This window comes from Acinetobacter sp. H1(2024), assembly GCF_046557555.1.
Lineage (GTDB): Bacteria > Pseudomonadota > Gammaproteobacteria > Pseudomonadales > Moraxellaceae > Acinetobacter > Acinetobacter seifertii.
Genome location: NZ_JBKGFO010000002.1, coordinates 774,225 through 798,565, shown reverse-complemented (window position 1 = coordinate 798,565; position 24,341 = coordinate 774,225). Strand labels below are relative to the sequence as shown.

The following is a 24,341-nucleotide window of genomic DNA, read 5'->3' as shown; positions in this document are numbered from 1 at the left end:
GCTGAGTTAACCAATGACAATACACCGCCATTAGCGGGTACGGTGAACGATCCGACTGCGAAAGTGGTGGTAACTGTGGATGGTGTAAGCTATCCAGCGGTGAACCATGGTGATGGTACTTGGACACTTGCAGACAATACACTGCCAGTGTTGACCGATGGTCCACATACGGTGACTGTGACCGCGACAGACCCTGCGGGCAATGTGGGTACAGGCACCGGGGTATTGACGATTGATACCACTGCACCAAGTGCACCAGTGATTGATCCAATCAATGCAACTAACCCGATTGCAGGTACAGCAGAACCAGGTGCGACTGTAAAAGTCAGCTTCCCGGATGGTACAACAGCAACTGTGGTTGCAGGTCCTGATGGTAAGTGGACTGTGCCAAACCCAGGCGACTTGACCAATGGTCAAACAGTGACAGCAACTGCGACCGATCCTGCAGGCAATACTTCATTACCAGGTAGTGCTTTGGTAGATACAGTTGCACCAACTGTGACTGTGACTGCTGAGTTAACCAATGACAATACACCGCCATTAGCGGGTACGGTGAACGATCCGACTGCGAAAGTGGTGGTAACTGTGGATGGTGTAAGCTATCCAGCGGTGAACCATGGTGATGGCACCTGGACACTTGCAGACAATACACTGCCAGTGTTGACCGATGGTCCACATACGGTGACTGTGACCGCGACAGACCCTGCGGGCAATGTGGGTACAGGCACCGGGGTATTGACGATTGATACCACTGCACCAAGTGCACCAGTGATTGATCCAATCAATGCAACTAACCCGATTGCAGGTACAGCAGAACCAGGTGCGACTGTAAAAGTCAGCTTCCCGGATGGTACAACAGCAACTGTGGTTGCAGGTCCTGATGGTAAGTGGACTGTGCCAAATCCAGGCGACTTGACTAATGGTCAAACAGTGACAGCAACTGCGACCGATCCTGCAGGCAATACTTCATTACCAGGTAGTGCTTTGGTAGATACAGTTGCACCAACTGTGACTGTGACTGCTGAGTTAACCAATGACAATACACCGCCATTAGCGGGTACGGTGAACGATCCGACTGCGAAAGTGGTGGTAACTGTGGATGGTGTAAGCTATCCAGCGGTGAACCATGGTGATGGTACTTGGACACTTGCAGACAATACACTGCCAGTGTTGACCGATGGTCCACATACGGTGACTGTGACCGCGACAGACCCTGCGGGCAATGTCGGTACAGGCACTGGGGTATTGACGATTGATACCACTGCACCAAGTGCACCAGTGATTGATCCAATCAATGCAACTAACCCGATTGCAGGTACAGCAGAACCAGGTGCGACTGTAAAAGTCAGCTTCCCGGATGGTACAACAGCAACTGTGGTTGCAGGTCCTGATGGTAAATGGACTGTGCCAAATCCAGGCGACTTGACCAATGGTCAAACAGTGACAGCAACTGCGACCGATCCTGCAGGCAATACTTCATTACCAGGTAGTGCTTTGGTAGATACAGTTGCACCAACTGTGACTGTGACTGCTGAGTTAACCAATGACAATACACCGCCATTAGCGGGTACGGTGAACGATCCGACTGCGAAAGTGGTGGTAACTGTGGATGGTGTAAGCTATCCAGCGGTGAACCATGGTGATGGTACTTGGACACTTGCAGACAATACACTGCCAGTGTTGACCGATGGTCCACATATCGTGACTGTGACCGCGACAGACCCTGCGGGCAATGTTGGTATAGGCAGTGGAGTATTGACGATCGATACCACTGCACCGTTAGTAGCTCTTAATAATGTATTGACGAATGACAATACACCGCCATTAACTGGTACCGTGAACGATCCGACTGCGAAAGTAGTAGTGACTGTAGATGGTATTAACTATAATGCCGTGAATAATGGCAATGGTACTTGGACGCTTGCAGACAACACGCTTCCAGTGTTGACGGATGGTCCACATACAGTGACTGTGACAGCGACAGACCCTGCTGGTAATGTCGGTACAGGCACAGGTGTGTTGACAGTCGATACGACTCCACCAGATATTACTACCGCTGCTCTTTCGATTGATCCAATCACTGGTGATAACGTTATTAATCCAACGGAGGCTGCTGGAACAGTAAATATCACAGGTAAAGTAACTATTCCTGCTGATGCAGCTGTTACTACAGTTGTAGTTAATGTTAATGGTACGAACTACACCGCTGTGGTAAATCCTGCCAATGGAACATGGACAATAGGTGTTCCAGGTAGTCAACTCGTAGCAGATGTCGATTTAACAGTTGATGCGAAAGCAACCTTTACGGATGCTGCTGGAAATAGTAGTAGTTTACAAGCTACTCAAACTTATACGCTTACAACTTCTTCCATCATTGCATATGACAACTTTGATACAGCTGTGCTTGCTCCACAACCATTACTAATTGCACATGATGCTGCTCTTGGTAGTAAAACTTACTTGGCGCTTGTATCACTGGCTGGTCTCAACTTGCAGCTTGGTTCAGATGCAGTTACTTTCAATGTTGCTGCAAACCAAGAAGGTAATGCAAAATTCACCTATAGTGCTTTAATTGGTGTTAATGCTCTATCTGATTACTCATTAGTTGTACAGAAATTTGATACAGCGACTGGGCAATGGACTTCTATATATGGTGGAGGTCAAGCAGATATTCTTCATCTCACTTTGTTAGGTTCTACACCAGGTGTGGTTATTGATGGACTTGAGCAAGGACAATATCGTGCATTCATGACTTATAACGGGTTAGCAGGTATTGGTTTACTCGGTACTTTAAACGCTACGATGGATGTTTATGACACAACTCAAATCGGTAGTTTCTATACAGAAAATGCCCATGGAAATGTGATCGTAGACCTTAACTCAAGTGGACAAGCTGATGTTGTAACTCCAAATACAGTTATAAATGCAGTTAATAATCAACCTGTTCTAGCAAATGGTACAGTCATTCAAGGTACGTATGGTACTTTGGTGATTAACCTTGATGGTTCATATACTTATACTCCAAATCAAAATGCTGCTGGAATTGGAAAGGTAGATCACTTTGTATATACCTTAAAAGATTCTGTTACAGGTGATATGGCTCAAGCAGCTCTTAACATCCAGTTAAGTTCTGTTAAAGCCGCAGATAACCTTGCGGTTGCAGACATTAACCCACAATCTTTACTTGTTGCACATGATGTAGCACTTGGTAGCGCAAGTTATGTCGCTGCAGTATCGTTAGGTGGCTTAGATTTACAACTTCTTGGTAATTCAACAGTTGCATTTAATGTTGATGCCGATCGCCAAAGCAATGTGACATTTACATTTAGTGGTCTGCTCAATGCGGGTGTGTTGAATGACTATTCGATTGTTGTCCAAAAATACGACACGGCAACAGGAAAATGGGTATCGATTGGCGGAACTAACCCACAAGCGACTTTAGTTAGCTTATCTTTAATAGGAGGTACTCCAACAGCAGTCATTGATGGTTTAGATTCTGGTCAATATCGTGCATTTGTAGGTTACAGTGGTCTATTAGGTGTGGGTATTGGTGGAACACTGACAGGTAAAATGGATGTGTATAACCCATATGTTGTATCTGGATATACAGTTGATCCGATCTCTGGCAATGTCATTAAAGACGCTGGCATTAATGGGGCTGTAGATGCGGCAAGCAATAGTGCCGTGATCTCAGCAGTGAATGGCAGTACTGTGAATGCCGCTGGTACAACTACAATTGTTGGTACCTATGGTACGTTGGTCATTGATCAACATGGTAATTATACCTATACACCAAATGCAAATGGTCTCAACCTTGGTAAAGTTGATAAGTTCTCATATACATTGTTAGACCCTGCGACAGGTAACACGTCTCAAGCTACATTGTATGTCCACTTGGATAGTAACAAAGTTGCTATGACCTGGAATCCAGCAGATCCATCACAACCAGCAGTGATTACAGGACAGGTACCTATTCATGCAATGGATAATGTTGCTTCGGCAGCCATTGATATGGTTTACCCAACAACACAACAAGTCTTTAATAACGCGATTAGCTATAACTGGTTACTCGGTGTAGGTGGAGTTGTTGTTGGTTCTAAACAAGGTACAGCAACCTTTAATGTTGCTGCAGGAAATGTATCTGAGGCTATCATCTCAGTTAATTTTGGCTCAGTCGCTACGGTTGTTGATGGTTTACATGTGGTATTAACACGAGTAAATCCAGACGGTACTCGTACAGTAATTGCAGATAGTGCAAGTTCAGGAGTGCTTGACCTATTAGGTATCTTTGGCTCTGTAGTGAAATTCAAAGTTGATAATTTAGGTTCTGGCAGCTATGAGCTGTTTATGGAAAGTAATACGCTTCTTACAGCTCTTGGTAGTGTCAATGCTAGTATTACCTTGAATAATGGTGATATTACTCAAGTACCTAATTTGGTTGTAACTCCGGTTACAGGCAATGTTCTTTCAGATGATAACTCGGCTGTATATGGACCAAATTATACACCAGACTATATTACAACGACGACAGTGGTGACTTCGGTATCGTCTGCAACTGGTAATACAGCTGCTGTAAATGTAGGTACATCGACAGTTATTGTAGGTGCTTATGGTACGTTAACTATTAATGCTGATGGTACTTATAGTTATCAAGCTACAGCGAACACACACAATATCGGAAAAGTTGATAACTTTACCTATACCGTGACTGATCCTGTAACTGGTATAACAAGCACAGCAACATTACATATCCAAATTGGTTCTCCAGATGTGAATGTGACTTGGAATAATGCTAACCCTGGTGCAGATGCGGTAATTCCGTTACCTCTAGCAAATGCTGATACTAATCATGCAACTGTTAGTATGAAACAAGTAACGGATGCTGTTGTTGACGTACCAAGTGGTAACGTATCGCTTAGTACATTACCTCCAGTTTTAAGTAGTACAGTGACATCGAACCAATTTGTTGTTGCAGCTAATACTGTTACTGATGTACATGTTCAGTTGAACTATTTAGCGTCTTTAAGCCTGTCTGTTTTACCAACGACTGGATATAAGATCCAACAATTTGTTGGCGGAGCGTGGGTTGATACAGTTTACTCAGGTTCTTCGACCGCTTTGGCAGGAGTTTTAGGCGCACCAGCATACTCGGCTGACGTATCTCATTTATCTGCTGGTACTTATCGAGTGGTATTTAGCTTATCTAGCTTACTTCCAATTGGTAATATGTCACTTGACTCAGTTGTAACGACCAAAACAACCCATCTAGATACTTATACACCTGATGGTCAATCTGATTGGATTCACGGTAATATCTTGTTAGGCGATACAACTGGTGGAGTTGCAGATACTTCAGCTGCTTCTCAACTATATGTTGAAGTTACACCTGGAAATTACCAAATTGCTGCTGGTCAGGCGATCAATACTGGCGAAGGTACGTTGTATCTCTACCATGACGGTTCGTACTACTATAAAGCTCTTGATACTGCGGCAAATGCTACGATTGATACGATTAACTACAAACTCGTATCGGTGACTGGTGCAGAGTCAACTAGCACATTAACCATCAACTTAAGTCAAGAATTGAATAGTCTAGCTGTAAGTACGGCAGCAAATGATACATTTACGCTTGGAAATGGCTCGGATACCTTGATTTATAACACGTTGACTGCTGCTAGTGTGAATAGTCCAACAGGAGGAAACACAACTGCTGGAGGTGTAGATACATGGACTGATTTCCATGTAGGTAATACAGCAACTGATAGTCAAGCTGATAAGATCGATATTAGTAACTTGTTACTTACTCATCCAAACAGTTTAACTATTGGTCAGTATGTATCTGTAAGCTATGACGCAGCGACACAAAATGCCACAATTAGTGTAGACCGTGATGGCTTAGGTTTAACTTATTCAAGTACGCAATTGTTGACGATTCATTTGGATCAAGCTAGAACATCATTAACGCTTAATGATCTTCTTAACAATGGTCAAATTATCTACTAATAGATAATTAACCAAATAAAAAAGAGAACCCTAGGGTTCTCTTTTTTTTATGTTTAAACAATACGTTAACTTAGCTTTTAGAGAGTTCATGCTATGATGTATTGAAAATTTTATAGAACAACAAATAACGAATAGGGATTTAATTCGAGTGTCGGTATTTCTAGACTTTAAAAGACAACTTAAGCTTTGGTTGGAACATTTCGTTCAGCATGTTTCAGACCTTCCAGAAGAAACAATTTTGTTTATATCATTTGGTCCTAAACATCAAAGATGTAGTGTCTGGCATACCGAAAAGACAGCTTTTTCACAAGCTAGTATAGAATTACTCGATTTTATTGATAGACAGTTTTCTCCAGATCAACTTCCAGACTATATAAAAATTGATGTTGCGTACAACCTAGAAAAACAAAGTTGGAGTCAACTAGAACAACTTGTTCATCATCAATTTCATAATAATCATTACCGCAGAGGAATTGCACTTGATGAAGTATGTTCAGTGGTTTTTCTGGAGCAAGAGATCTATGGAAAAGCAATTATTCGAGGTTTAAGTTACGACAAACCTAATTTTTTTGATGAAACCAATCTGAACTATGCAATTAAGCAAAAACATAACCCTACTAAACCACAAATTAGACTACAAGAGCTGCAAGATGTTTGGACTTTCGATACCTATGCAACTTTTTATGAAAATGGACAATTCATTAATTTAGCAAGCCGTTACGATGCAAATGGTATTAGAGGTATTGTAAAGAACAAGAAGCAGCATTTTAGAGAGCTTATTGAGAAAAATGCAGCGTTTTTGCACAGTCAGATTCAAGAAAATGGCAAATTCATTTATGGCTATTTTCCTGCTTTTGATCGGGATATCCGCAGCTATAATACGGTACGTCATTGCACATCACTTTATGCACTATTAGAAACTTTCGAAGTACAAGATAAACCTGAATATTTGCCTAAAATAGTAAGTGCCATCCAATATGCACTTACTCACTTTTATAAAGAAAAAGACTTTACAACTGCTTTTATGATTGATGGTAAAGAAGGGGAATTTGAAATTAAACTAGGTGCAAACGCAGCAGCTATTTTAATGTTAACGAAATATCAGGAAATTACCCAAAAGTCTGAATATTTAAAATATGCAGAAAAACTTGCAAATGGTATTTTAAAATTAGTTGATTCAGATGGATTAACTACCCATGTGTTAAATTATCCAGACTATGATTTAAAAGAAAAGTTTAGAATTATTTATTACGATGGCGAAGCAGCATTAGCTCTACTCAGGTTATATCAAATAAATCACGATAAAAGATTATTAGAAACAGTTAAATTAATGTTTGAAAATTTTATTCATAAAAGATATGAAAAATATCATGATCATTGGTTAAGTTATTGTACCAATGAGCTTACAAAAATATGTCCTGAAGAAAAATATTTTATTTTTGGTTTAAATAATTATTTAAAACATTTTATTTTTATAAGAAATAGAAAGACAACTTATGCCACTTTATTAGAAATGCTCATGGCTGCTTATAAAATGGTAAATCGATTAAAAGAGCAAGGCCATCAAAAGCTTCTTGAACAAGCTTATATGTCAGAGCTAAAAAAACTCATTAAATTTCGGGCTGAATTCCAAACTACGGGTTTTTTCTATCCAGAAATGGCGATGTATATGGATCGTCCAGATAAAATATTACATGCTTTTTATGTGCGACATGATCGCTTTAGAGTAAGAATAGATGATCAAGAACATAACTTATCGGGTTACATTGCTTATGTAAAAGATTTCGAAGGAGAGTAGGTATGACTTACTCTCTTTTTGAAATTAAGTTATTGGCACATCTAGATAATACTAACTTCGATAATGCGGTTTGGAAATTTGAAGTTGATGGAGATGTTTCAACTTTATTGCTTATTGATTATGCATTGGAGCAATTTCAACAAAAAAACATCGAAGCAAATAAGACCTATGTTGTATCTGAGCAAAAGCCTAAGCAACTTGGTGAACAAAATTTAGGTTTAGAAAAAAATGAATCTTATACATTTGTCGAGCTCTTACAATTCTTAATTTTTACTCATGCAAATGATGTTAAAGATGCCTTAAGCAATATACTGTTTGATTCCGTTGAGCAAGCTCAATTGATCTTGTCTAAAAGGGCGGAAAACTACAAGTTAACTTTAAAAGCACCTAATCAATTAAAAAATCTATTTTTGTTGGCAAAAAATATTTATAGCTATCCAGCCGAGCTAAACAACCTTTTCTTTCTCAAAACACTTTCTTTTAAAAATAAAGTATATCAACCGATTACACCTTTAATTGCTCATCCAGTGCTAACCTCGGTTTTATATATCTCCCATCAATTTAGAAAAATTTATATCACTTATCTTGAGGATAACCAGAGCATTGGCTTTTTCTCTTTTTTAGATGACATTCACCGTCTCGAGCATTTGGTTCCTTATTATCACTGTTTCCAAGAAGAGCACGTAAAGGCGAAGAGTTGTATTTCACAGACTGGGATTATTAATATTCTTGGAGATACTTATTTCGGTGAAATGTATACCGAAAAGCGTAAGTCAAGAGGGCAAACAGATGCTTTACAACAATATGGATATCACTTTTCATTTAAAAAAATACAGCCATTTTTAGGTAAAAATGACATAAATATAGCTAACTTTGAAGCAGTCTTTTCTCTAGAAAACCAATCACTATTAAAAGATAAAAAGCCATTCATTCTAAAAGCCGATGCTAAAAAAACATTAGAAGAATTTAAAAGCATTCATCTAAATTATTTGGTGTTAGCAAATAATCATCTTAAAGATTATGGTGATGAAGGGCTGACCTATACATTACAACAATTGGACGAGGCTAATGTTTCCTATATTGGTGCTGGGCACAACCAAAAAGATGCTCACAATTACTTTGAAATAGTTTTTGAAAATAAGCACTATGCGATTTTTAATGGTTACTGGCATAGAGACACTGCTTATTTGGATTATGATTTTTATGCGCTAGGGTCAAGAAGTGGAGTCGCTTGTTTAAACGGTGTCTTACTTGAGCAAATAGTTTGTTATAAGCAGGCTCATCCTAAGCATAAAATTATTGTTATTTGCCATTGGGGAGTCGACTTTAAGCCTACTACAAAAGAGCAAATCAAACTTGCGGGTATTCTTACACAGGCTGGGGCTGACCTGATTATTGGTCATGGTGCTCATACTATTCAGCCAATTCAGCTTATCAACCAAAAGCCAGTGGTGTTGGGTATCGGCAATGCTGTATTTAATAGTGATGGGGAATATGAGCAGCATCATTCTTTGCCATTTGGCTGTATTGCCAGAATAGATTTAGCAAAGGATTTGCTTCGACTTTATCCAATTTATACGGATAACTTAAAAACTTTTTGGCAACCGTATCCAGTAGATATTAATGACTTCTCAAAGGCCAGTACTTACATGACATCTTTACTGACCTCTGAACGCTACATTACTACCCAAGATTACTTAGGACGGTATGTTGAGATCAAATTTTAAGGGTATTGCTGATAACTCGATAAAATCGTTTGAAGCTGTGATGGGGTAAAACCTAAGTTTCTTAGACCACCACTACCTAATTTACATTCAGCACTGGCCATAATATTTGTTGGTGTGGTTTTGGTAGCGTTAGGAGCACAAACATGTTTCAAGCCGAAAGCATGGCCCATTTCATGAATACTACCTGCTTGTATATTATAATTTAATCTATTCCAGTCTAATAAAATAAAAGGCTTTCCATTATTACGGAATGTTCGGCTTGTAATATCATTAAACTCTAACTTTTTTGAATAAGCATCGTATATAAAGACAATGACTTCTTTACTTACTGTGCGCTTAGGAAAGCATGCATTGACGCTTGCAGGCATAGATCCTATAGAAATAGGGTGAGGTTGATTTATTTCATTACCAAGTTGGCAGTGCAATTTTGAAAAATCTTGATAAGAGATATAACGATTTAACTTAAAATTAAATATTTTGTTTCCTTGGTCATCTAAATAATATTTATTCAAAATACCAACTTCTTTTCGCATTTGTGCAAGGTTGTCGAAACGTGCAGCAGAAGGATTGTTGGTTGTAAAAACGAAAGTGACTGGAACTACAGGCCTATTATTAACAGGTTCTTCTATCAATGGCTCTGGCTTTAGTTGAGGAGGAGTGGTTGTACAAGAGGCACAAAGAAGTGTTCCTGTAATCATCAATAAGGTTTTTTTCATATTCATCGCATTGTCTCTGCATATTATTCTAAAGTGATTTAAAGTAAATTTTTATATGATATGAACGATGTCAATTTTTATGGATTCCATTTTGACAACTCAGTATGAACTACATCGACAAATTTTAGAAGTCATCGCTCTAATTCCATATGGAAAAGTAGCAACTTACGGACAAATAGCACGTATGGCTGGATTACCTAAACATGCCAGATTAGTGGGTTATGTTCTTAAACATCTTGAAGCAGATCATCAGGTGCCTTGGTACCGCGTTATTAACTCACAAGGTAAAATTAGCCTAAGCAGATTTAATGAAAAAGGTGAGAATGTTCAGCAGTTAAAGCTTGAAGATGAAGGAGTCTATTTGTTGAATGGCAAAGTGAACTTAAAGCAGTTCGCATGGCAACCTTAAAATTATTAAAGAGAACAAATACAAATGCAGCATTATAAATGGCAGAGTCTAGCCATATTACTATTAGGTTTAACAGTGCAATCGAGTTTTGCAGAGCAGGCTATTTCAGCCCAACCTTTTATAAATGTGAAAGCTTCATCACAAGAAATACACTCGATTTGTCAGCAGTTAAGTCAGAAATGTAGCGATGAAGTTAAGCTGTGGAAACCCAAAAATACACAAGATCAGACTTATTATTTAATAGATGAGACTCCGCAAATTGCTCAAGTTAAAAAGCAGAATAACCAATACACAGTAATAAATGAGTGGAACTTTAAAAATTATGAGCATAGTAATAAAGAGCCACATTCTGATGATTTAGGTCCTAATGGACTCAAAATCTTTCCAGCACTATACCCACTCAATAAAAATGAATATGCCATAGCAGTGCTAAATACTTGGTTTACTGGTTACTCTGGAGGAGGACGTTTTGAAGAAAATGCTGATTTTATTGAGCTTAAGCCTAAAGGGCGGTATCAAGTTGCATTAAAAGATATTAATTTTTCTTCAAGTGAAATGATTCGTGCATGCTTTTCAGAACAAGATTATAAGAAATCTCCCCATTGTCATGACGAGGCATGGATGACTCTAAACATAAGGTTTAAAGATACTGGTCAACCATACTATTTATGGCAATTAAATTATAAAAATTATTCTTGGGATGCTTTTAAAAGTAAAAAAACAATAACGGTTGAGCAATCAAGAGAAGACGTTATTCCTTTTAAAAAATAGGTGCCTATCTGGCTGAATTAAGCCAGATAGGTGTTTTTTTAGCGAACAATCAAAACAGGGATATGGCTTTCACCTAAAACTTTTTGTGCAACACTTCCTAATACAAGTTTTCGGACACCTGTACGGCCATGCGAACCCATAACGATGAGATCTGCATTGATGTCTTGTGCAGCTTGAATTATTTCTTCATGAACCACAAAGCCTTCAAGTAATTTGGTTTCTACAGTAAGCCCTTCTTGTACAAATTGTTGTTTGGCTTGTTCTAAAATATCGAGCAAATAAGTTCTTGTGCGCTCAATCAATTCATTAGTCTGACCAGTCTTCACATAAAGATCCGCAATAATTGGATCAAGCGCCATCACTTGTACGATAGTAATTTTACTATTTAATGCTTTTCCGAGCTTGATGGCTTCTTTCATAGCGACTGTAGAAGTTTCAGAACCATCAATTGGTACAAGAATATGCTGATATGACATGAGATTGTTCCTTATTGTAATGATGCTTATTTATTCAATACTTTATACTTCTTTCCTTACGATTTAAATTCTAGCTCGTAATGATTTGTGTTATTGAAACAAGAAAATCTTGGCACTATTTTTTATTTATCTCTAAAATTTTCAATATGTGTTGTTAAAGCATTGATATCATCGGTTTGCAAATATTCACGCATTTTTAAAACTTGTTTTTCATCTAAATCATAAAGTTTTAAAGTGAGTAGTTTCTCTATTTGCTCTGTCGGAAAACGGTATTTAATAACTTTTGCTGGAACTCCACCAACAATTGCATAGGGTGGAACGTCTTTTGTTACAACGGCTCCAGTTGCAATAACTGCACCTTCACCAATTTTTACGCCTTGCATAATCATTGCACGGCTTCCAATCCAACAACCATCTGCAATGATGGTGTGGCCAGCTGCTAGAAAACTACGAGTATCGAAGGGGAAAGTCGAAATCCAATCTGGTCTATGAAGCTGATTACCACCCATCATAATCACGCATTCAGCACCAAAACATACAAAATTACCAATATAAAGCTGATCAATAGGTTTTTCTGGAGTAGAGGGTTTGTCGTGTAAATAGCGCACTACACAACGCTCAAAACCTTGATCCCAATAGGCTGAGTAGTAAGAATAATTACCCTTGATATGGATATTCGGATTTTTGACAGTTTTGGAAATAAACTCAAATTCACACCAATGACGGACTGGCGAGTTAATCAGAGGTGTATCCATAATTTACTATCCAAACAAATGAGTTAATGCAATTAAAAACCCCTCATAAAGAGGGGTTTAAGAGTAGTATCTTAAAGATATTCTACGCTTACAACTTCGTATTCAACTTCACCTTGAGGAGTGATAATTTTTGCTTCATCACCTTCATTTTTGCCTAAAAGGCCACGAGCAATTGGTGAGTTCACTGAGATTTTATTAATTTTAAAATCAGCCTCATCATCGCCAACAATTTTATAAGTCTTGCGTTCTTCAGTATCAAGGTTTTCAATCGTTACCGTAACACCGAATACAACACGACCGTTTTGTTCTAAGTCTTTAACATCGATGACTTGTGCAGCACCCAATTTTCCTTCGATATCTTGGATACGGCCTTCGCAGAAACCTTGTTGCTCACGAGCAGCATGATATTCTGCATTTTCTTTTAAGTCCCCATGTTCACGTGCCTCAGCAATCGCTTGAGTAATACGCGGACGTTCAACAGATTTCAGATGTTGTAATTCTTTCTCTAAGGCACTTTTACCTTCAGGGGTCATTGGATAACGTTGCATTTCGGTCCCTCTTAAGTTGAGAAAACACAGTTAAAAAAATGAAAAAATCCCGCCACCGATAAGGTGGCGGGACTTATCGGAAAAAAATTAACCTACAGTTAAATCTTGCAAGCGGTATACATCCATTGGCAATTTCACAGCAAAGGCTTGGCAAACTGCTTCTGCGCCATTGATAGTCGTTGTGTAATACACTTTGCCTTGTAGGGCAGCACGACGAATCATTGCAGAGTCATATTGAGCTTGTTTGCCTTCAGTAGTGTTGACAATAAGGTGTATTTCGCCATTTTTCAAGCGGTCAACAATGTGTGGACGACCTTCAGTTACTTTATTTACAGGTTCACATTCCAAACCTGCTTCTTTAAGCACTTTATAAGTTCCACCTGTTGCTACCAGTTTGAAGCCGTATGCTACAAACTTTTTAGCGATATCAGCGATATATTTCTTATCAGATTCACGGACAGATAAGAAAGCAATCTTTTCTTCGCCTTCAGTTGGTAGGCCTGGTAAGCGGTCATTAGAACCTAAAACAGCTTTATAGAATGCTTCACCAAATGTCTTACCAACACCCATTACTTCACCTGTAGATTTCATCTCAGGACCAAGCATTGGATCTACGCCTTGGAATTTAGCAAATGGGAAAACTGCTTCTTTCACAGAAAAGTGTGTTGGAATGATTTCTTTAGTAAAGCCTTGAGATTCAAGTGATTGACCCGCCATACAACGAGCAGCTACTTTTGCTAAAGATTCACCAATACATTTCGATACGAACGGCACAGTACGTGAAGCACGTGGGTTAACTTCAAGAACATAAACGTCATCGCCTTTAACTGCGAATTGAACGTTCATCAAGCCAACAACACCAAGTTCTTTTGCCATAGCCACTGTTTGACGACGCATTTCGTCCTGAATCTCTTGAGACAGAGAGTAAGGAGGAATAGAACACGCAGAGTCACCTGAGTGAATACCTGCTTGTTCGATGTGCTGCATGATACCGCCAATCACAACATCTTTACCGTCAGATACGCAGTCAACGTCAACTTCAGTTGCATCGTCAAGGAAACGGTCAAGAAGAACAGGGGCTTCGTTAGAAGCTTGTACTGCTTCGCGAAGATAACGTTTAAGTTCATCTTCGTTATACACGATTTCCATCGCGCGACCACCTAATACATAAGATGGGCGAACAACTAACGGATAACCAACTTTCGCAGCTTCAGAGATACCTTCTTCAGCAGATTTTACAATGCTGTTGTTTGGTTGACGAAGCTGTAAACGTTGAATCATTTGTTGGAAACGTTCACGGTCTTCTGCACGGTCAATTGCATCTGGAGAAGTACCGATAATAGGAGTACCAGCTTCTTCTAAAGCACGTGCTAACTTAAGTGGAGTTTGACCACCGTATTGTACGATTACGCCTTTTGGCTTCTCAGTACGTACGATCTCAAGAACATCTTCAAGTGTTACAGGTTCGAAGTACAAACGATCTGATGTGTCGTAGTCGGTAGAAACAGTCTCAGGGTTACAGTTCACCATGATTGTTTCATAACCGTCTTCACGCATAGCTAGAGCAGCGTGTACACAGCAGTAGTCAAATTCGATACCTTGACCAATACGGTTTGGACCACCACCAATTACCATGATCTTGTCACGATTTGATGGATTTGCTTCACATTCTTCATCATAAGTTGAATACATATATGCTGTGCCAGATTCAAACTCGGCAGCACATGTATCAACACGTTTGTAAACTGGATAAACACCCAAGTTCCAACGTTGTTTACGGAATTGCTTTTGTGAAATGCCCATAAGGTGAGCAATACGAAGGTCAGATAAACCTTTACGCTTGAACGAACGGATGTTGTCCGCGTTTAAGTCACCAAAACCTAAAGTTTTTACTTGAGCTTCTGTGTTGACGATATCTTGAATTTGGATCAAGAACCAACGGTCAATTTTAGTTGCTTCAAATACGTCATCTAAAGAGAAGCCATGACGGAATGCATCTGCTACGTACCAAATACGTTCAGGACCCGGAACTTTAAGCTCTTTTAAAATCGTTTCTTTTACGTTTGTTGCACCAGCTTCGATTTTTTCATCAAAACCGCTTACACCAACTTCAAGACCACGTAATGCTTTTTGTACAGATTCTTGGAAGTTACGACCAATTGCCATGACTTCACCAACAGACTTCATCTGAGTGGTAAGAACTGGTTCTGCTTGTGGGAATTTTTCGAAGTTAAAACGAGGAATCTTCGTTACAACATAGTCAATTGCTGGTTCAAAGCTCGCAGGAGTTACACCACCAGTGATGTCATTTTTCAATTCATCAAGAGTATAACCAACAGCTAGTTTCGCAGCGATTTTTGCAATTGGGAAACCAGTTGCTTTAGAAGCAAGAGCAGATGAACGAGATACACGAGGGTTCATCTCGATCACAACCATACGGCCGTCTTTCGGGTTAATACCGAACTGAACGTTAGAACCACCAGTCTCAACACCAATTTCGCGAAGAACTGCAACTGAAGCATTACGCATCAATTGATATTCTTTGTCAGTCAATGTTTGAGCTGGTGCTACAGTGATTGAGTCACCAGTGTGAACACCCATTGGGTCAAAGTTTTCGATCGCACATACGATAATACAGTTGTCGTTTTTGTCACGAACAACTTCCATTTCGTATTCTTTCCAGCCGATTAATGATTCATCAATCAATAATTGGTGAGTAGGAGAGAGGTCGAAACCACGTTCACAGATTTCAAGGAATTCTTCACGGTTATATGCAATACCACCGCCTGAACCACCCATTGTGAATGAAGGACGGATAATTACTGGGAAACCAAAGCGAGATTGGATTTCCAATGCTTCTTCCATGGTTTCAGCAATAGCAGCTTTTGGACACTCCAAACCGATTTTGCGCATAGCGATGTCGAAGAGTTTACGGTCTTCGGCTTTTTCAATCGCTTCTTTAGTTGCACCAATAAGTTCTACATTGTACTTCGCTAATACGCCATTTTCATCAAGTGCAAGTGCGCAGTTCAATGCAGTTTGTCCACCCATCGTAGGTAGGACTGCATCTGGACGCTCTTTTTCAATGATTTGAGCAACAGTTTGCCAAGTAATTGGCTCAATATATGTTGCATCCGCCATTGAAGGGTCAGTCATAATGGTCGCTGGGTTAGAGTTAACCAAAATAACACGGTAGCCTTCTTCACGAAGCGCTTTACATGCTTGAGCACCAGAGTAGTCAAACTCACAAGCCTGACCGATAACAATTGGACCAGCACCAATAATTAAGATGCTTTTAATATCCGTACGTTTAGGCATTATTCGCTCCGTAATTACTGTTTAGATGCTTCGATAAGTTCGATGAAATGATCGAACAATGGTGCACAATCATGTGGACCTGGGCTTGCTTCAGGGTGACCTTGGAAGCTGAAAGCTGGTTTGTCAGTACGGTGGATACCTTGTAAGGTGCCATCGAACAATGATTTATGCGTTGCTTTTAAGTTAGCCGGTAATGTTTCTGCATCTACAGCAAAACCATGGTTTTGAGATGTAATCATCACTGTACCATCTTCAAGATTTTGTACAGGGTGATTTGCACCGTGGTGACCATGATTCATTTTTACAGTTTTTGCACCAGAAGCGAGTGCCAAGATTTGGTGTCCTAAACAGATACCAAATACAGGTAATGTTGTGGTTTCAACAATAGTGTTTACAGCTTCGACTGCATAGTCACAAGCAGCTGGGTCACCAGGACCGTTTGAAAGGAATACGCCATCTGGATTAAGTGCTAATACTTTTTCAGCCGGAGTTTCAGCAGGGACAACAGTAAGTTTGCAACCGCGGTCTGCAAGCATACGCAAGATGTTGGTTTTGACACCATAATCGTATGCAACCACATGATATTTTAACTCAGGTTGTGTAAAGCCCTTACCTAATACCCATGAACCTTCAGACCATTCAAAACCTGTTGGATCACAGCACTCTTTAGCAAGGTCTAAACCATTTAGACCACCAAAAGCGCGAGCTTTAGCAATAGCTTCTTCTTCAGTAATATTTTCGCCAGCAAGGATGCAACCATTTTGTGCACCTTTGTCACGTAAAATACGAGTAAGTTTACGTGTATCAATATCAGCAATTGCAACAACATTGTGCGCTTGTAAATATTCACCTAACGACTGCTCAGAACGGAAGTTACTGTGTAGTAGTGGAAGGTCACGAATAATTAAACCATTCGCCCATACTTTATGGATACGACCAGATTCAACGTCTTCTTCGTTGCAACCAGTGTTACCAATATGAGGGTAAGTTAATGTCACAATTTGTTGTGCATAACTTGGGTCAGTCAAAATTTCTTGATAGCCTGTCATGGCTGTGTTAAAAACGACTTCACCAGTCGTACTTCCCGTTGCACCGATTGACGTTCCTTTAAAGATCGTTCCATCTGCGAGGGCTAAAATGGCGGGGATGCTCAAACCAAAGCTCCTGAATTTCGGCTGTAAAAAAGCGAGTAGACCTAAAAAAGATAGGCGATGTTCTAAAAAAACATGCCCCTCCTCATCGGTCTGCCCGCTTGTAACTTAACAGCGCATTATACGCATGGAACCCTAAAAAGTCTATTTGTTTTCTATTAAAAAATATAATTCCTTGCTTGCTTTTTGCAAAAATATTCATCCGCTTGTCTGAAATTGATACTTTTGGCAAATTGTCTAACAATCTGGCAGTTAAATTATGCTAATTCCACTTATTGTAATGTTAGAAAAAAATAAACAATATGAGGAAATAGTATGAGCAATCAAGTTTCAAAAGATATAGCTGAAAACGCTTCTACAGTTGCAGATGTTGTTAAAGCTGAAGTAACCGAAGTGAAAGAAGCTGTTGCTAAAACAACGACCCGCGCTAAAAAAGCAGTGAGTGCTAAAGCGACGCAGGTAAAAGAAGTTGTAGCTGAAAAAACAGAACAGGTGAAAGAAGTCGCTCAAGAAGCAACTTCGCAAGTTAAAGAAGCTATAAATGAAACTCAAGAACAAGTAAAAGTTGTATTGAGTGAAACTGAAGAAAAAATTGAGACTGAGACTCAAGAGTTTAACCAAAACATTCAAAATCAGTTTGCTCAGATTAAACAAGATATTTTACAACGTCTTGATGTGATTAAAGCTCAGTTCAATACGTCTCAAGAAGGATTAAATGAACTGAAAAATACATTAAAAGCTGAAATTAATGCATTAATTGAAGATTTAACAAAAGTCACCAAAGAACTTAAAGGTGACATTAGCCAAATCTCTTTGAAGCATAAAGATTCTTTAAGTGAGAGTTTGAAACGCACTAAAAATAATGCGGTTGAAGCTTGGAACAAAGCAAGAGATAACTAAGTTTAGCTTCATAAAATTAATAAAAAAGCGAGAATCAATTTCTCGCTTTTTTATTTTTAAAACTGATGGAGCCAATCACGTTTATTGTGAAAATCAGCATTTTGTCCACTATGCTGCATTGCATAGTACTGCATACCATCTTTAGTCTTTAAAACAGCAGTTAAACCTAAATAAAGGTTTGCCCATTTTAAATGATGCTGCTGCATAAACTGACCTAAATCAAGACTTACATTTAAGCCGTAGTGAGTACGCTTGAGATGATTGAGCTCGATATCGTAAGCAACGAGGGGAGGCATGCTTTCCGGATAGCGATATTCTTCAAACTGATAAGTTTGCCATGCTTGAGAAGGAGAAAGATTAATTTCCCGATAGAAATCTTCACCATGCACGCCAATAAAAATCTCAAAACAAGTCTCTTCCCACAAAAAATCTTGACGGGGATGAGCCGCAACTTCTTGAGGCCAGATAATAAGTTGGTTTGGATCACGAATCCAAAAACCCACATTTAATGTATGTGGGGTTTGCTGTTCAATTGCGCCAACAACAGAAACAGCATGAAAACGATCAAAAGCTGAAAGTTCGTAACTTGCCATAAAGTAGTCAATAAATTAGTTTGCTAAGTGAGCGTGACGAACAAGGTTAGATAAGTGTTGGTTCTGTTTAGCTGCTTTTTTGTAAAGTAAAACAATTTTACCAATTTTTTGCACAGCTTCAGCACCAGTTGCTTCGACAATTGCATCGATTACAGCAGCACGAGCTTCACGATCTTCGCCAGCAACTTTTACTTTGATGAGTTCATGATCATTCAAAGCACGAAGAGTTTCTTCGATTACAGCATCTGTTAAGCCTTGTCCACCAATCATGACAACCGGATTAAGCACATGACCAATTTGACGTAAACGTTTACGTTCATGAATAGATAAAGCGGCCATTAAAAATACCTGATTTTAAAAACGACTTAGTATAGCAAAAAACTTAAAATCAAATGTACGAAAAACTGTATAAATAATCGATCAACATTATTGGAAAAAAACTGTAAAAGTTATTGAGATTACGTTACATCCGTACTGTAATGAGAGTAATTTTCACGTACAATGAGCAATCAGAAGTTTTTTTGATATTTAGTGAGTTATGGCAACACGCATTACAAACCAAAAATTGTCTAAAAGTAGTCGTGCGTGGATGAGGGAACATCTAGACGATCCTTTTGTAAAAAAAGCACAAAAGGAAGGATATCGTGCACGAGCAGCATATAAACTTCTTGAAATTCAAGAAAAATATAAGTTGATCAAGCCAGGCATGACAGTGGTTGATTTGGGAGCGGCTCCTGGGAGTTGGTCGCAAATTGCTGGGAAACTTGTTGGTAGCAAGGGGTTGGTTATTGCTTCCGATATTTTACCTATGGATGCTTTGCCGGATGTCACTTTCTTACAAGGCGACTTCAGAGAAGAAGCAGTATTTGAAAAATTGTTAAATATTTTAAATGGAAGACAAGTAGACATTGTAATTTCTGATATGGCCCCCAATACATCAGGTAATAGGGCTGTTGATCAACCTCGACAGATTTACTTGTGTGAACTTGCTTTAGACTTTGCTCAAAAAGTCTTGGGTCCAAATGGACAATTTGTTGTTAAAGTGTTCCAAGGCGCAGGATTTGATGAGTTTCGTAAACAAGTCGTTGATAGTTTTGATGTGTTAAAAACAGCAAAACCGGCAGCTTCTCGGGCACGATCTAAAGAAGTTTTTTTGGTTGGACAAGGGCGTAAGAAAGCATTGCAATAAAGTTTACTTGCCAAGCTCCTAAAAATTGTGCATTTTGTATCTTTTAGGTTATCCGCAAGCAAGACAATTGCTGTTTTTAAGAAGATCGGCCAAGATTAGGCATGATCAAATTAGATCGATATGGGAATAAAGCTTTGAGCGATTACTTCAAGAATGCCGTATTGTGGCTAATAATACTGGGTGTTCTGATTTTAATTTTCAGTAATATCAGTGACCGCAATAAGCCTTCTGCAATGAAATATTCAGATTTTGTTGCAGCGGTGAATGCTGGCCAAATTAAGCAAGTCACGATTGACGGTTTAAATATTAGTGGTGAAAAAACTAACGGATCTCAGTTTGAAACTGTTCGTCCACAAGTTGAAGACACTGAACTTATGCCAAGCTTAAACAAGCAAAATGTTGTTGTAGAGGGCACAGCACCACAACGTCAAGGCATTTTGATGCAACTTCTCATTGCTAGTTTCCCTGTACTGTTAATCATTCTGTTATTCATGTTCTTTATGCGTAACATGGGTGGTGGTGCAGGCGGTAAAAATGGTCCGATGAGTTTTGGTAAGTCAAAAGCAAAAATGCTTTCTGAAGACCAAATCAAAGTGACTTTTGCTGACGTCGCCGGTTGTGATGAAGCTAAACAAGAAGTTGTAGAAATTGTAGATTTCTTAAAAGATCCTGCAAAGTTCAAACGCTTGGGCGCTACAATTCCACGTGGCGTACTTATGGTTGGTCCTCCAGGTACTGGTAAAACGTTATTAGCTAAAGCAATTGCTGGTGAAGCAAAAGTTCCATTCTTCAGCATTTCTGGTTCTGACTTTGTTGAGATGTTTGTGGGTGTGGGTGCGTCCCGTGTCCGTGATATGTTTGAACAAGCAAAACGTCATGCACCATGTATCATCTTTATTGATGAGATTGATGCAGTAGGTCGTCACCGTGGTTCAGGTACTGGCGGTGGACATGACGAACGCGAACAAACCTTAAACCAAATGCTCGTAGAGATGGATGGTTTTGAAGGTAATGAAGGCGTAATCGTTATTGCTGCAACTAACCGTGTTGATGTGTTGGATAAAGCTTTGTTACGTCCAGGCCGTTTCGACCGTCAAGTTATGGTAGGTCTACCGGACATCCGTGGCCGTGAGCAAATCCTGAATGTACATTTGAAAAAGTTACCTTCAGTGACTGGTGTAGATGTTAAAGTCTTATCACGTGGTACACCTGGTTTCTCAGGTGCTCAGTTGGCAAACCTTGTAAACGAAGCTGCCTTGTTTGCTGCTCGCCGTAATAAGAACACTGTCGATATGCATGACTTTGAAGATGCAAAAGATAAGATCTATATGGGGCCAGAACGTAAATCAATGGTTCTGCGTGAAGAAGAACGCCGCGCAACAGCTTATCATGAAGCTGGACATGCAATTGTTGCTGAGATTTTACCGGGTACTGACCCTGTGCATAAAGTAACAATTATGCCGCGTGGTTGGGCTTTAGGTGTAACTTGGCAGTTACCTGAACAAGATCAGATTAGCCACTATAAAGACAAAATGTTAAATGAAATTGCAATTTTGTTTGGTGGCCGTATTGCTGAAGAAGTCTTTATTCAGCAGCAATCGACTGGTGCTTCAAATGACTTTGAGCGTGCTACGAAAATGGCTCGTGCGATGGTTACGAAGTACGGTATGTCTGACAAAATGGGTGTTATGGTTTACGAAGATGAAAATCAAAATGGATTCTTCGGTAACGTAGGTAGCCGCACAATTTCTGAAGCAACTCAACAACAGGTTGATCAGGAAGTACGCCGTATTTTAGATGAACAATATAAAGTTGCTCGTGATATCTTGGAAAATAATAAAGATATCGCACATGCTATGGTTAAAGCGTTGATGGAATGGGAAACTATTGATCGTGAGCAAATCCGTGACATCATGGAAGGTCGCGAGCCTCAACCACCTAAAGTTTATATTGCTGAAAATCCGGTATCGGCATTTGAACCCCCGAAAGATGGTCCATCTACTCCACCGCCATTACCAGCGATGAATTAAGTTAATTAATAAAAAAGCCACATTCATGTGGCTTTTTTATTTGTTTTAAATTCGGCTAAAGCTGAAAAGAAATCAACAGCATGTAAAGTATAGACTTGCTAAAATATCACCTGATTTTGAACCGGAGCTTTTTATGCAGTTAATATCTTTACCCAAGCAGATTTTACAGTGTGGACAGCTTCAACTAGATTTATCTCAGCCACATGTTATGGGTATTTTAAATGTTACACCGGATTCTTTTAGCGATGGTGGTAAACATAACCAATTAGACCAAGCGGTTGAGCACGCGCTTAGTATGATTGAACAAGGCGCGACTATTATTGATATTGGTGGTGAATCTACTCGACCTGGTGCTTCAGAAGTGGCAATAGAAGAAGAAATACGCCGTGTGGTACCTGTAGTTGAAGTTTTATCTCGGCATAATGTTATTTTATCAATCGACACGAGCCAGCCAGAGGTGATTCGTGCAGCAAAAGCAGTAGGGGCGCATATTTGGAATGATGTACGCGCTCTAACACGCCCTAATGCATTGAAGACCGCAGCAGAGTTAGATATACCTGTAGTGATTATGCATATGCGTGGTGAGCCAACCACAATGAATCAGTTAGATCAATATAGTGATGTAACGTTAGATGTGATGCAGGAGCTGCAACAGCGCATTGATGATGCTCTAGCTGCTGGAATTCAACAGCATAATATTATTATTGATCCTGGATTTGGTTTTGCAAAAAATGCACAGCAGAATTTAAAACTATTAAAAGAATTTTGGAAACTTAATGAATTGGGCTATCCAATTTTATCTGGTCTTTCTCGTAAACGCTTTATCGGGGAGGCTTTAAAAGGTGCAGCTGCTGATCAGCGTGCTGTAGGAAGTGTTACTGGGCATTTGTTGAGTATTCAGCAAGGAGCGTCGATTGTAAGAGCACATGATGTGAAAGCGATGCATGAGGCTGTTTTAGTTTGGCAGGCTATGCAGCAGGCATAAAGTGTATTCTTATTGAATTAGATGTCTGTGTATCACATAAAGGTGGATGAGGAGTCGGGTAAAAATCTCGTGATTTTTGTGAAAATATGTTATAAGCGGCAAGTTTTTGCTGTTGTGTAATCTTTTGTATGTTCGAAGACCTACTTCTCCCGATGTTTGATGATGAATATTATCCAGATATTTTGGTCGCTGAACTTAAGCAGCTTATTGAACAATTTGCTAAAAAAGTTCAAAAGCCTGCTTTAGCCGATCAAGATGTTTATCGATATGCTCATCAGACTGTAAATGAAATTAATGAAATGAAACCGCAGTTTGAAGATCTGGATTCATCGCTTGATGATAGTGCTGCCGATTACATTGCTGAGGCAATGATGATGGTAGTTCAAGATGCAGGATTTTTAGATCTTGAAATGGAAGAGCTGGTTATGAATCGAGAGTGGTAATTACTCTCGATTCTCAAAATTTTCAATCGCCTCTAATAAATGACATGATGCTTTTAAATGTACCTTATCTATTTTTTTAATTTCTAAAATTAAATGTCCATTTTGCTGCTCATTCACATCTGCTAATACGCTTATTCAATAGGTTGTCTTTTTATGTTGTAATGCTTTTAATTGAGTAATTACATCTTGAGATGTTTTGATTAGGTAGTCATCCTGAGTAGAGAGAAATGTATAAAGTGCCAATCATTATTTTTAAATAAGATTGTGCCGTTAAATATATCTTCGGCATCTGCAATCGATATAAAAAGTAGGGTGGAAATAAATATGATTGTTTTTATCATAATTTTTATTTTCATCAGACATAAAAAAACCAGCTTACGCTGGATTCTTTGTAGCACCAAATTCAATAGTTGAAAATGGTGCCCGGGGCCGGACTCGAACCGGCACGCTTTGTGGGCGGGGGATTTTAAATCCCCTGTGTCTACCTATTTCACCACCCGGGCATGTGCGCAATAATAGAGGACAAGTG

At 39.2% G+C, this 24,341-nt stretch carries 18 protein-coding genes, 1 tRNA gene and 1 pseudogene; 11 read left to right on the top strand and 9 right to left on the bottom strand.

The features are described 5' to 3' along the window. The 4 genes and pseudogenes from ACLCEG_RS09455 to ACLCEG_RS09440 form a co-directional block, all read left to right on the top strand. Positions 1-2,376, top strand: a pseudogene (locus tag ACLCEG_RS09455) (Ig-like domain-containing protein); the annotation flags it as partial. Positions 2,377-2,400: 24 nt separating this feature from the next. Further along, positions 2,401-6,003 carry a beta strand repeat-containing protein gene (locus tag ACLCEG_RS09450; protein ID WP_410567300.1) on the top strand — a complete coding sequence of 1,201 codons (3,603 nt, stop codon included), beginning with the start codon at positions 2,401-2,403 and terminating at the stop codon, positions 6,001-6,003. Between the two features lie 148 nt (positions 6,004-6,151). Beyond that, a complete protein-coding gene (locus ACLCEG_RS09445; protein WP_410567273.1) occupies positions 6,152-7,801 on the top strand; it encodes a poly alpha-glucosyltransferase in 1,650 nt (549 codons plus the stop codon). A gap of 2 nt (positions 7,802-7,803) precedes the next feature. Next, positions 7,804-9,528: a CapA family protein gene (locus tag ACLCEG_RS09440; protein ID WP_410567271.1), complete on the top strand. Its 1,725-nt coding sequence runs from the start codon at positions 7,804-7,806 to the stop codon at positions 9,526-9,528. Here the strand turns inward: ACLCEG_RS09440 and ACLCEG_RS09435 are convergent. Then, positions 9,525-10,244 (bottom strand): metalloprotease, encoded by a 720-nt coding sequence (locus tag ACLCEG_RS09435; protein WP_410567269.1) that lies wholly within the window; start codon positions 10,242-10,244, stop codon positions 9,525-9,527. The two genes, ACLCEG_RS09440 and ACLCEG_RS09435, sit on opposite strands and share 4 nt — an antisense overlap. A 79-nt stretch (positions 10,245-10,323) precedes the next feature. Here ACLCEG_RS09435 and ACLCEG_RS09430 point away from each other — a divergent pair, with 79 nt between their 5' ends. After that, entirely contained in the window at positions 10,324-10,653 is a 330-nt protein-coding gene (locus tag ACLCEG_RS09430) for an MGMT family protein (RefSeq protein WP_029767333.1), read from the top strand. A gap of 24 nt (positions 10,654-10,677) precedes the next feature. Then, positions 10,678-11,424: a hypothetical protein gene (locus tag ACLCEG_RS09425; RefSeq protein ID WP_410567267.1), complete on the top strand. Its 747-nt coding sequence runs from the start codon at positions 10,678-10,680 to the stop codon at positions 11,422-11,424. 38 nt (positions 11,425-11,462) lie between these two features. Here the strand turns inward: ACLCEG_RS09425 and ACLCEG_RS09420 are convergent, their stop codons facing one another. The 5 genes from ACLCEG_RS09420 to carA all read right to left on the bottom strand — a co-directional run bounded on the left by ACLCEG_RS09420 (position 11,463) and on the right by carA (position 17,675). Then, positions 11,463-11,900 (bottom strand): universal stress protein, encoded by a 438-nt coding sequence (locus tag ACLCEG_RS09420; RefSeq protein WP_004699616.1) that lies wholly within the window; start codon positions 11,898-11,900, stop codon positions 11,463-11,465. Positions 11,901-12,022: 122 nt separating this feature from the next. Then, positions 12,023-12,655, bottom strand: coding sequence for a CatB-related O-acetyltransferase (locus ACLCEG_RS09415; protein ID WP_410567265.1), 633 nt, complete (start codon positions 12,653-12,655; stop codon positions 12,023-12,025). Positions 12,656-12,726: 71 nt separating this feature from the next. Beyond that, positions 12,727-13,203: a transcription elongation factor GreA gene (gene greA / locus ACLCEG_RS09410; protein ID WP_004699621.1), complete on the bottom strand. Its 477-nt coding sequence runs from the start codon at positions 13,201-13,203 to the stop codon at positions 12,727-12,729. An 87-nt stretch (positions 13,204-13,290) separates the two neighbouring features. After that, positions 13,291-16,521, bottom strand: a complete 3,231-nt coding sequence (carB, locus tag ACLCEG_RS09405) for a carbamoyl-phosphate synthase large subunit (RefSeq protein WP_004699623.1) — start codon at positions 16,519-16,521, stop codon at positions 13,291-13,293. Positions 16,522-16,535: 14 nt separating this feature from the next. After that, positions 16,536-17,675, bottom strand: a complete 1,140-nt coding sequence (carA, locus tag ACLCEG_RS09400) for a glutamine-hydrolyzing carbamoyl-phosphate synthase small subunit (protein ID WP_410567263.1) — start codon at positions 17,673-17,675, stop codon at positions 16,536-16,538. Between the two features lie 312 nt (positions 17,676-17,987). Here carA and ACLCEG_RS09395 point away from each other — a divergent pair, with 312 nt between their 5' ends. Then, on the top strand, positions 17,988-18,572 hold the full coding sequence (locus ACLCEG_RS09395) for a hypothetical protein (protein WP_410567261.1): 585 nt from the start codon (positions 17,988-17,990) through the stop codon (positions 18,570-18,572). A gap of 56 nt (positions 18,573-18,628) precedes the next feature. On the opposite strand, the gene ACLCEG_RS09390 is transcribed toward ACLCEG_RS09395, so the two are convergent. Beyond that, positions 18,629-19,165 carry a DOMON-like domain-containing protein gene (locus ACLCEG_RS09390; protein WP_039253004.1) on the bottom strand — a complete coding sequence of 179 codons (537 nt, stop codon included), beginning with the start codon at positions 19,163-19,165 and terminating at the stop codon, positions 18,629-18,631. A 15-nt stretch (positions 19,166-19,180) separates the two neighbouring features. Beyond that, positions 19,181-19,504 carry a ribosome assembly RNA-binding protein YhbY gene (gene yhbY, locus ACLCEG_RS09385; protein ID WP_004699631.1) on the bottom strand — a complete coding sequence of 108 codons (324 nt, stop codon included), beginning with the start codon at positions 19,502-19,504 and terminating at the stop codon, positions 19,181-19,183. 199 nt (positions 19,505-19,703) lie between these two features. Between yhbY and rlmE the strand changes: the two genes are divergently transcribed. The 4 genes from rlmE (at position 19,704) to ACLCEG_RS09365 (ending at position 23,812) form a co-directional block, all read left to right on the top strand. After that, entirely contained in the window at positions 19,704-20,354 is a 651-nt protein-coding gene (rlmE, locus tag ACLCEG_RS09380) for a 23S rRNA (uridine(2552)-2'-O)-methyltransferase RlmE (RefSeq protein WP_000235573.1), read from the top strand. A gap of 134 nt (positions 20,355-20,488) precedes the next feature. Next, entirely contained in the window at positions 20,489-22,384 is a 1,896-nt protein-coding gene (ftsH, locus tag ACLCEG_RS09375) for an ATP-dependent zinc metalloprotease FtsH (protein ID WP_025469076.1), read from the top strand. Positions 22,385-22,517: 133 nt separating this feature from the next. Further along, the gene (folP, locus tag ACLCEG_RS09370) at positions 22,518-23,369 is read left to right on the top strand and encodes a dihydropteroate synthase (RefSeq protein WP_410567259.1); all 852 of its coding nucleotides are present in this window, start codon (positions 22,518-22,520) and stop codon (positions 23,367-23,369) included. 128 nt (positions 23,370-23,497) lie between these two features. Further along, entirely contained in the window at positions 23,498-23,812 is a 315-nt protein-coding gene (locus ACLCEG_RS09365) for a DUF5713 family protein (protein ID WP_004699637.1), read from the top strand. 417 nt (positions 23,813-24,229) lie between these two features. On the opposite strand, the gene ACLCEG_RS09360 is transcribed toward ACLCEG_RS09365, so the two are convergent. Then, positions 24,230-24,315, bottom strand: a tRNA-Leu gene (locus ACLCEG_RS09360). Positions 24,316-24,341 lie beyond the last annotated feature (26 nt).

Coding starts and splice junctions, on each gene's coding strand:
- ACLCEG_RS09440 (WP_410567271.1), top strand. CDS start 7,804: ATGACTTACTCTCTTTTTGAAATTAAGTTATTGGCACATCTAGATAAT.
- ACLCEG_RS09435 (WP_410567269.1), bottom strand. CDS start 10,244: ATGAAAAAAACCTTATTGATGATTACAGGAACACTTCTTTGTGCCTCT.
- ACLCEG_RS09430 (WP_029767333.1), top strand. CDS start 10,324: ATGGATTCCATTTTGACAACTCAGTATGAACTACATCGACAAATTTTA.
- ACLCEG_RS09425 (WP_410567267.1), top strand. CDS start 10,678: ATGCAGCATTATAAATGGCAGAGTCTAGCCATATTACTATTAGGTTTA.
- ACLCEG_RS09420 (WP_004699616.1), bottom strand. CDS start 11,900: ATGTCATATCAGCATATTCTTGTACCAATTGATGGTTCTGAAACTTCT.
- ACLCEG_RS09415 (WP_410567265.1), bottom strand. CDS start 12,655: ATGGATACACCTCTGATTAACTCGCCAGTCCGTCATTGGTGTGAATTT.
- greA (WP_004699621.1), bottom strand. CDS start 13,203: ATGCAACGTTATCCAATGACCCCTGAAGGTAAAAGTGCCTTAGAGAAA.
- carB (WP_004699623.1), bottom strand. CDS start 16,521: ATGCCTAAACGTACGGATATTAAAAGCATCTTAATTATTGGTGCTGGT.
- ACLCEG_RS09395 (WP_410567261.1), top strand. CDS start 17,988: ATGAGCAATCAAGTTTCAAAAGATATAGCTGAAAACGCTTCTACAGTT.
- ACLCEG_RS09390 (WP_039253004.1), bottom strand. CDS start 19,165: ATGGCAAGTTACGAACTTTCAGCTTTTGATCGTTTTCATGCTGTTTCT.
- yhbY (WP_004699631.1), bottom strand. CDS start 19,504: ATGGCCGCTTTATCTATTCATGAACGTAAACGTTTACGTCAAATTGGT.
- rlmE (WP_000235573.1), top strand. CDS start 19,704: ATGGCAACACGCATTACAAACCAAAAATTGTCTAAAAGTAGTCGTGCG.
- folP (WP_410567259.1), top strand. CDS start 22,518: ATGCAGTTAATATCTTTACCCAAGCAGATTTTACAGTGTGGACAGCTT.
- ACLCEG_RS09365 (WP_004699637.1), top strand. CDS start 23,498: ATGTTCGAAGACCTACTTCTCCCGATGTTTGATGATGAATATTATCCA.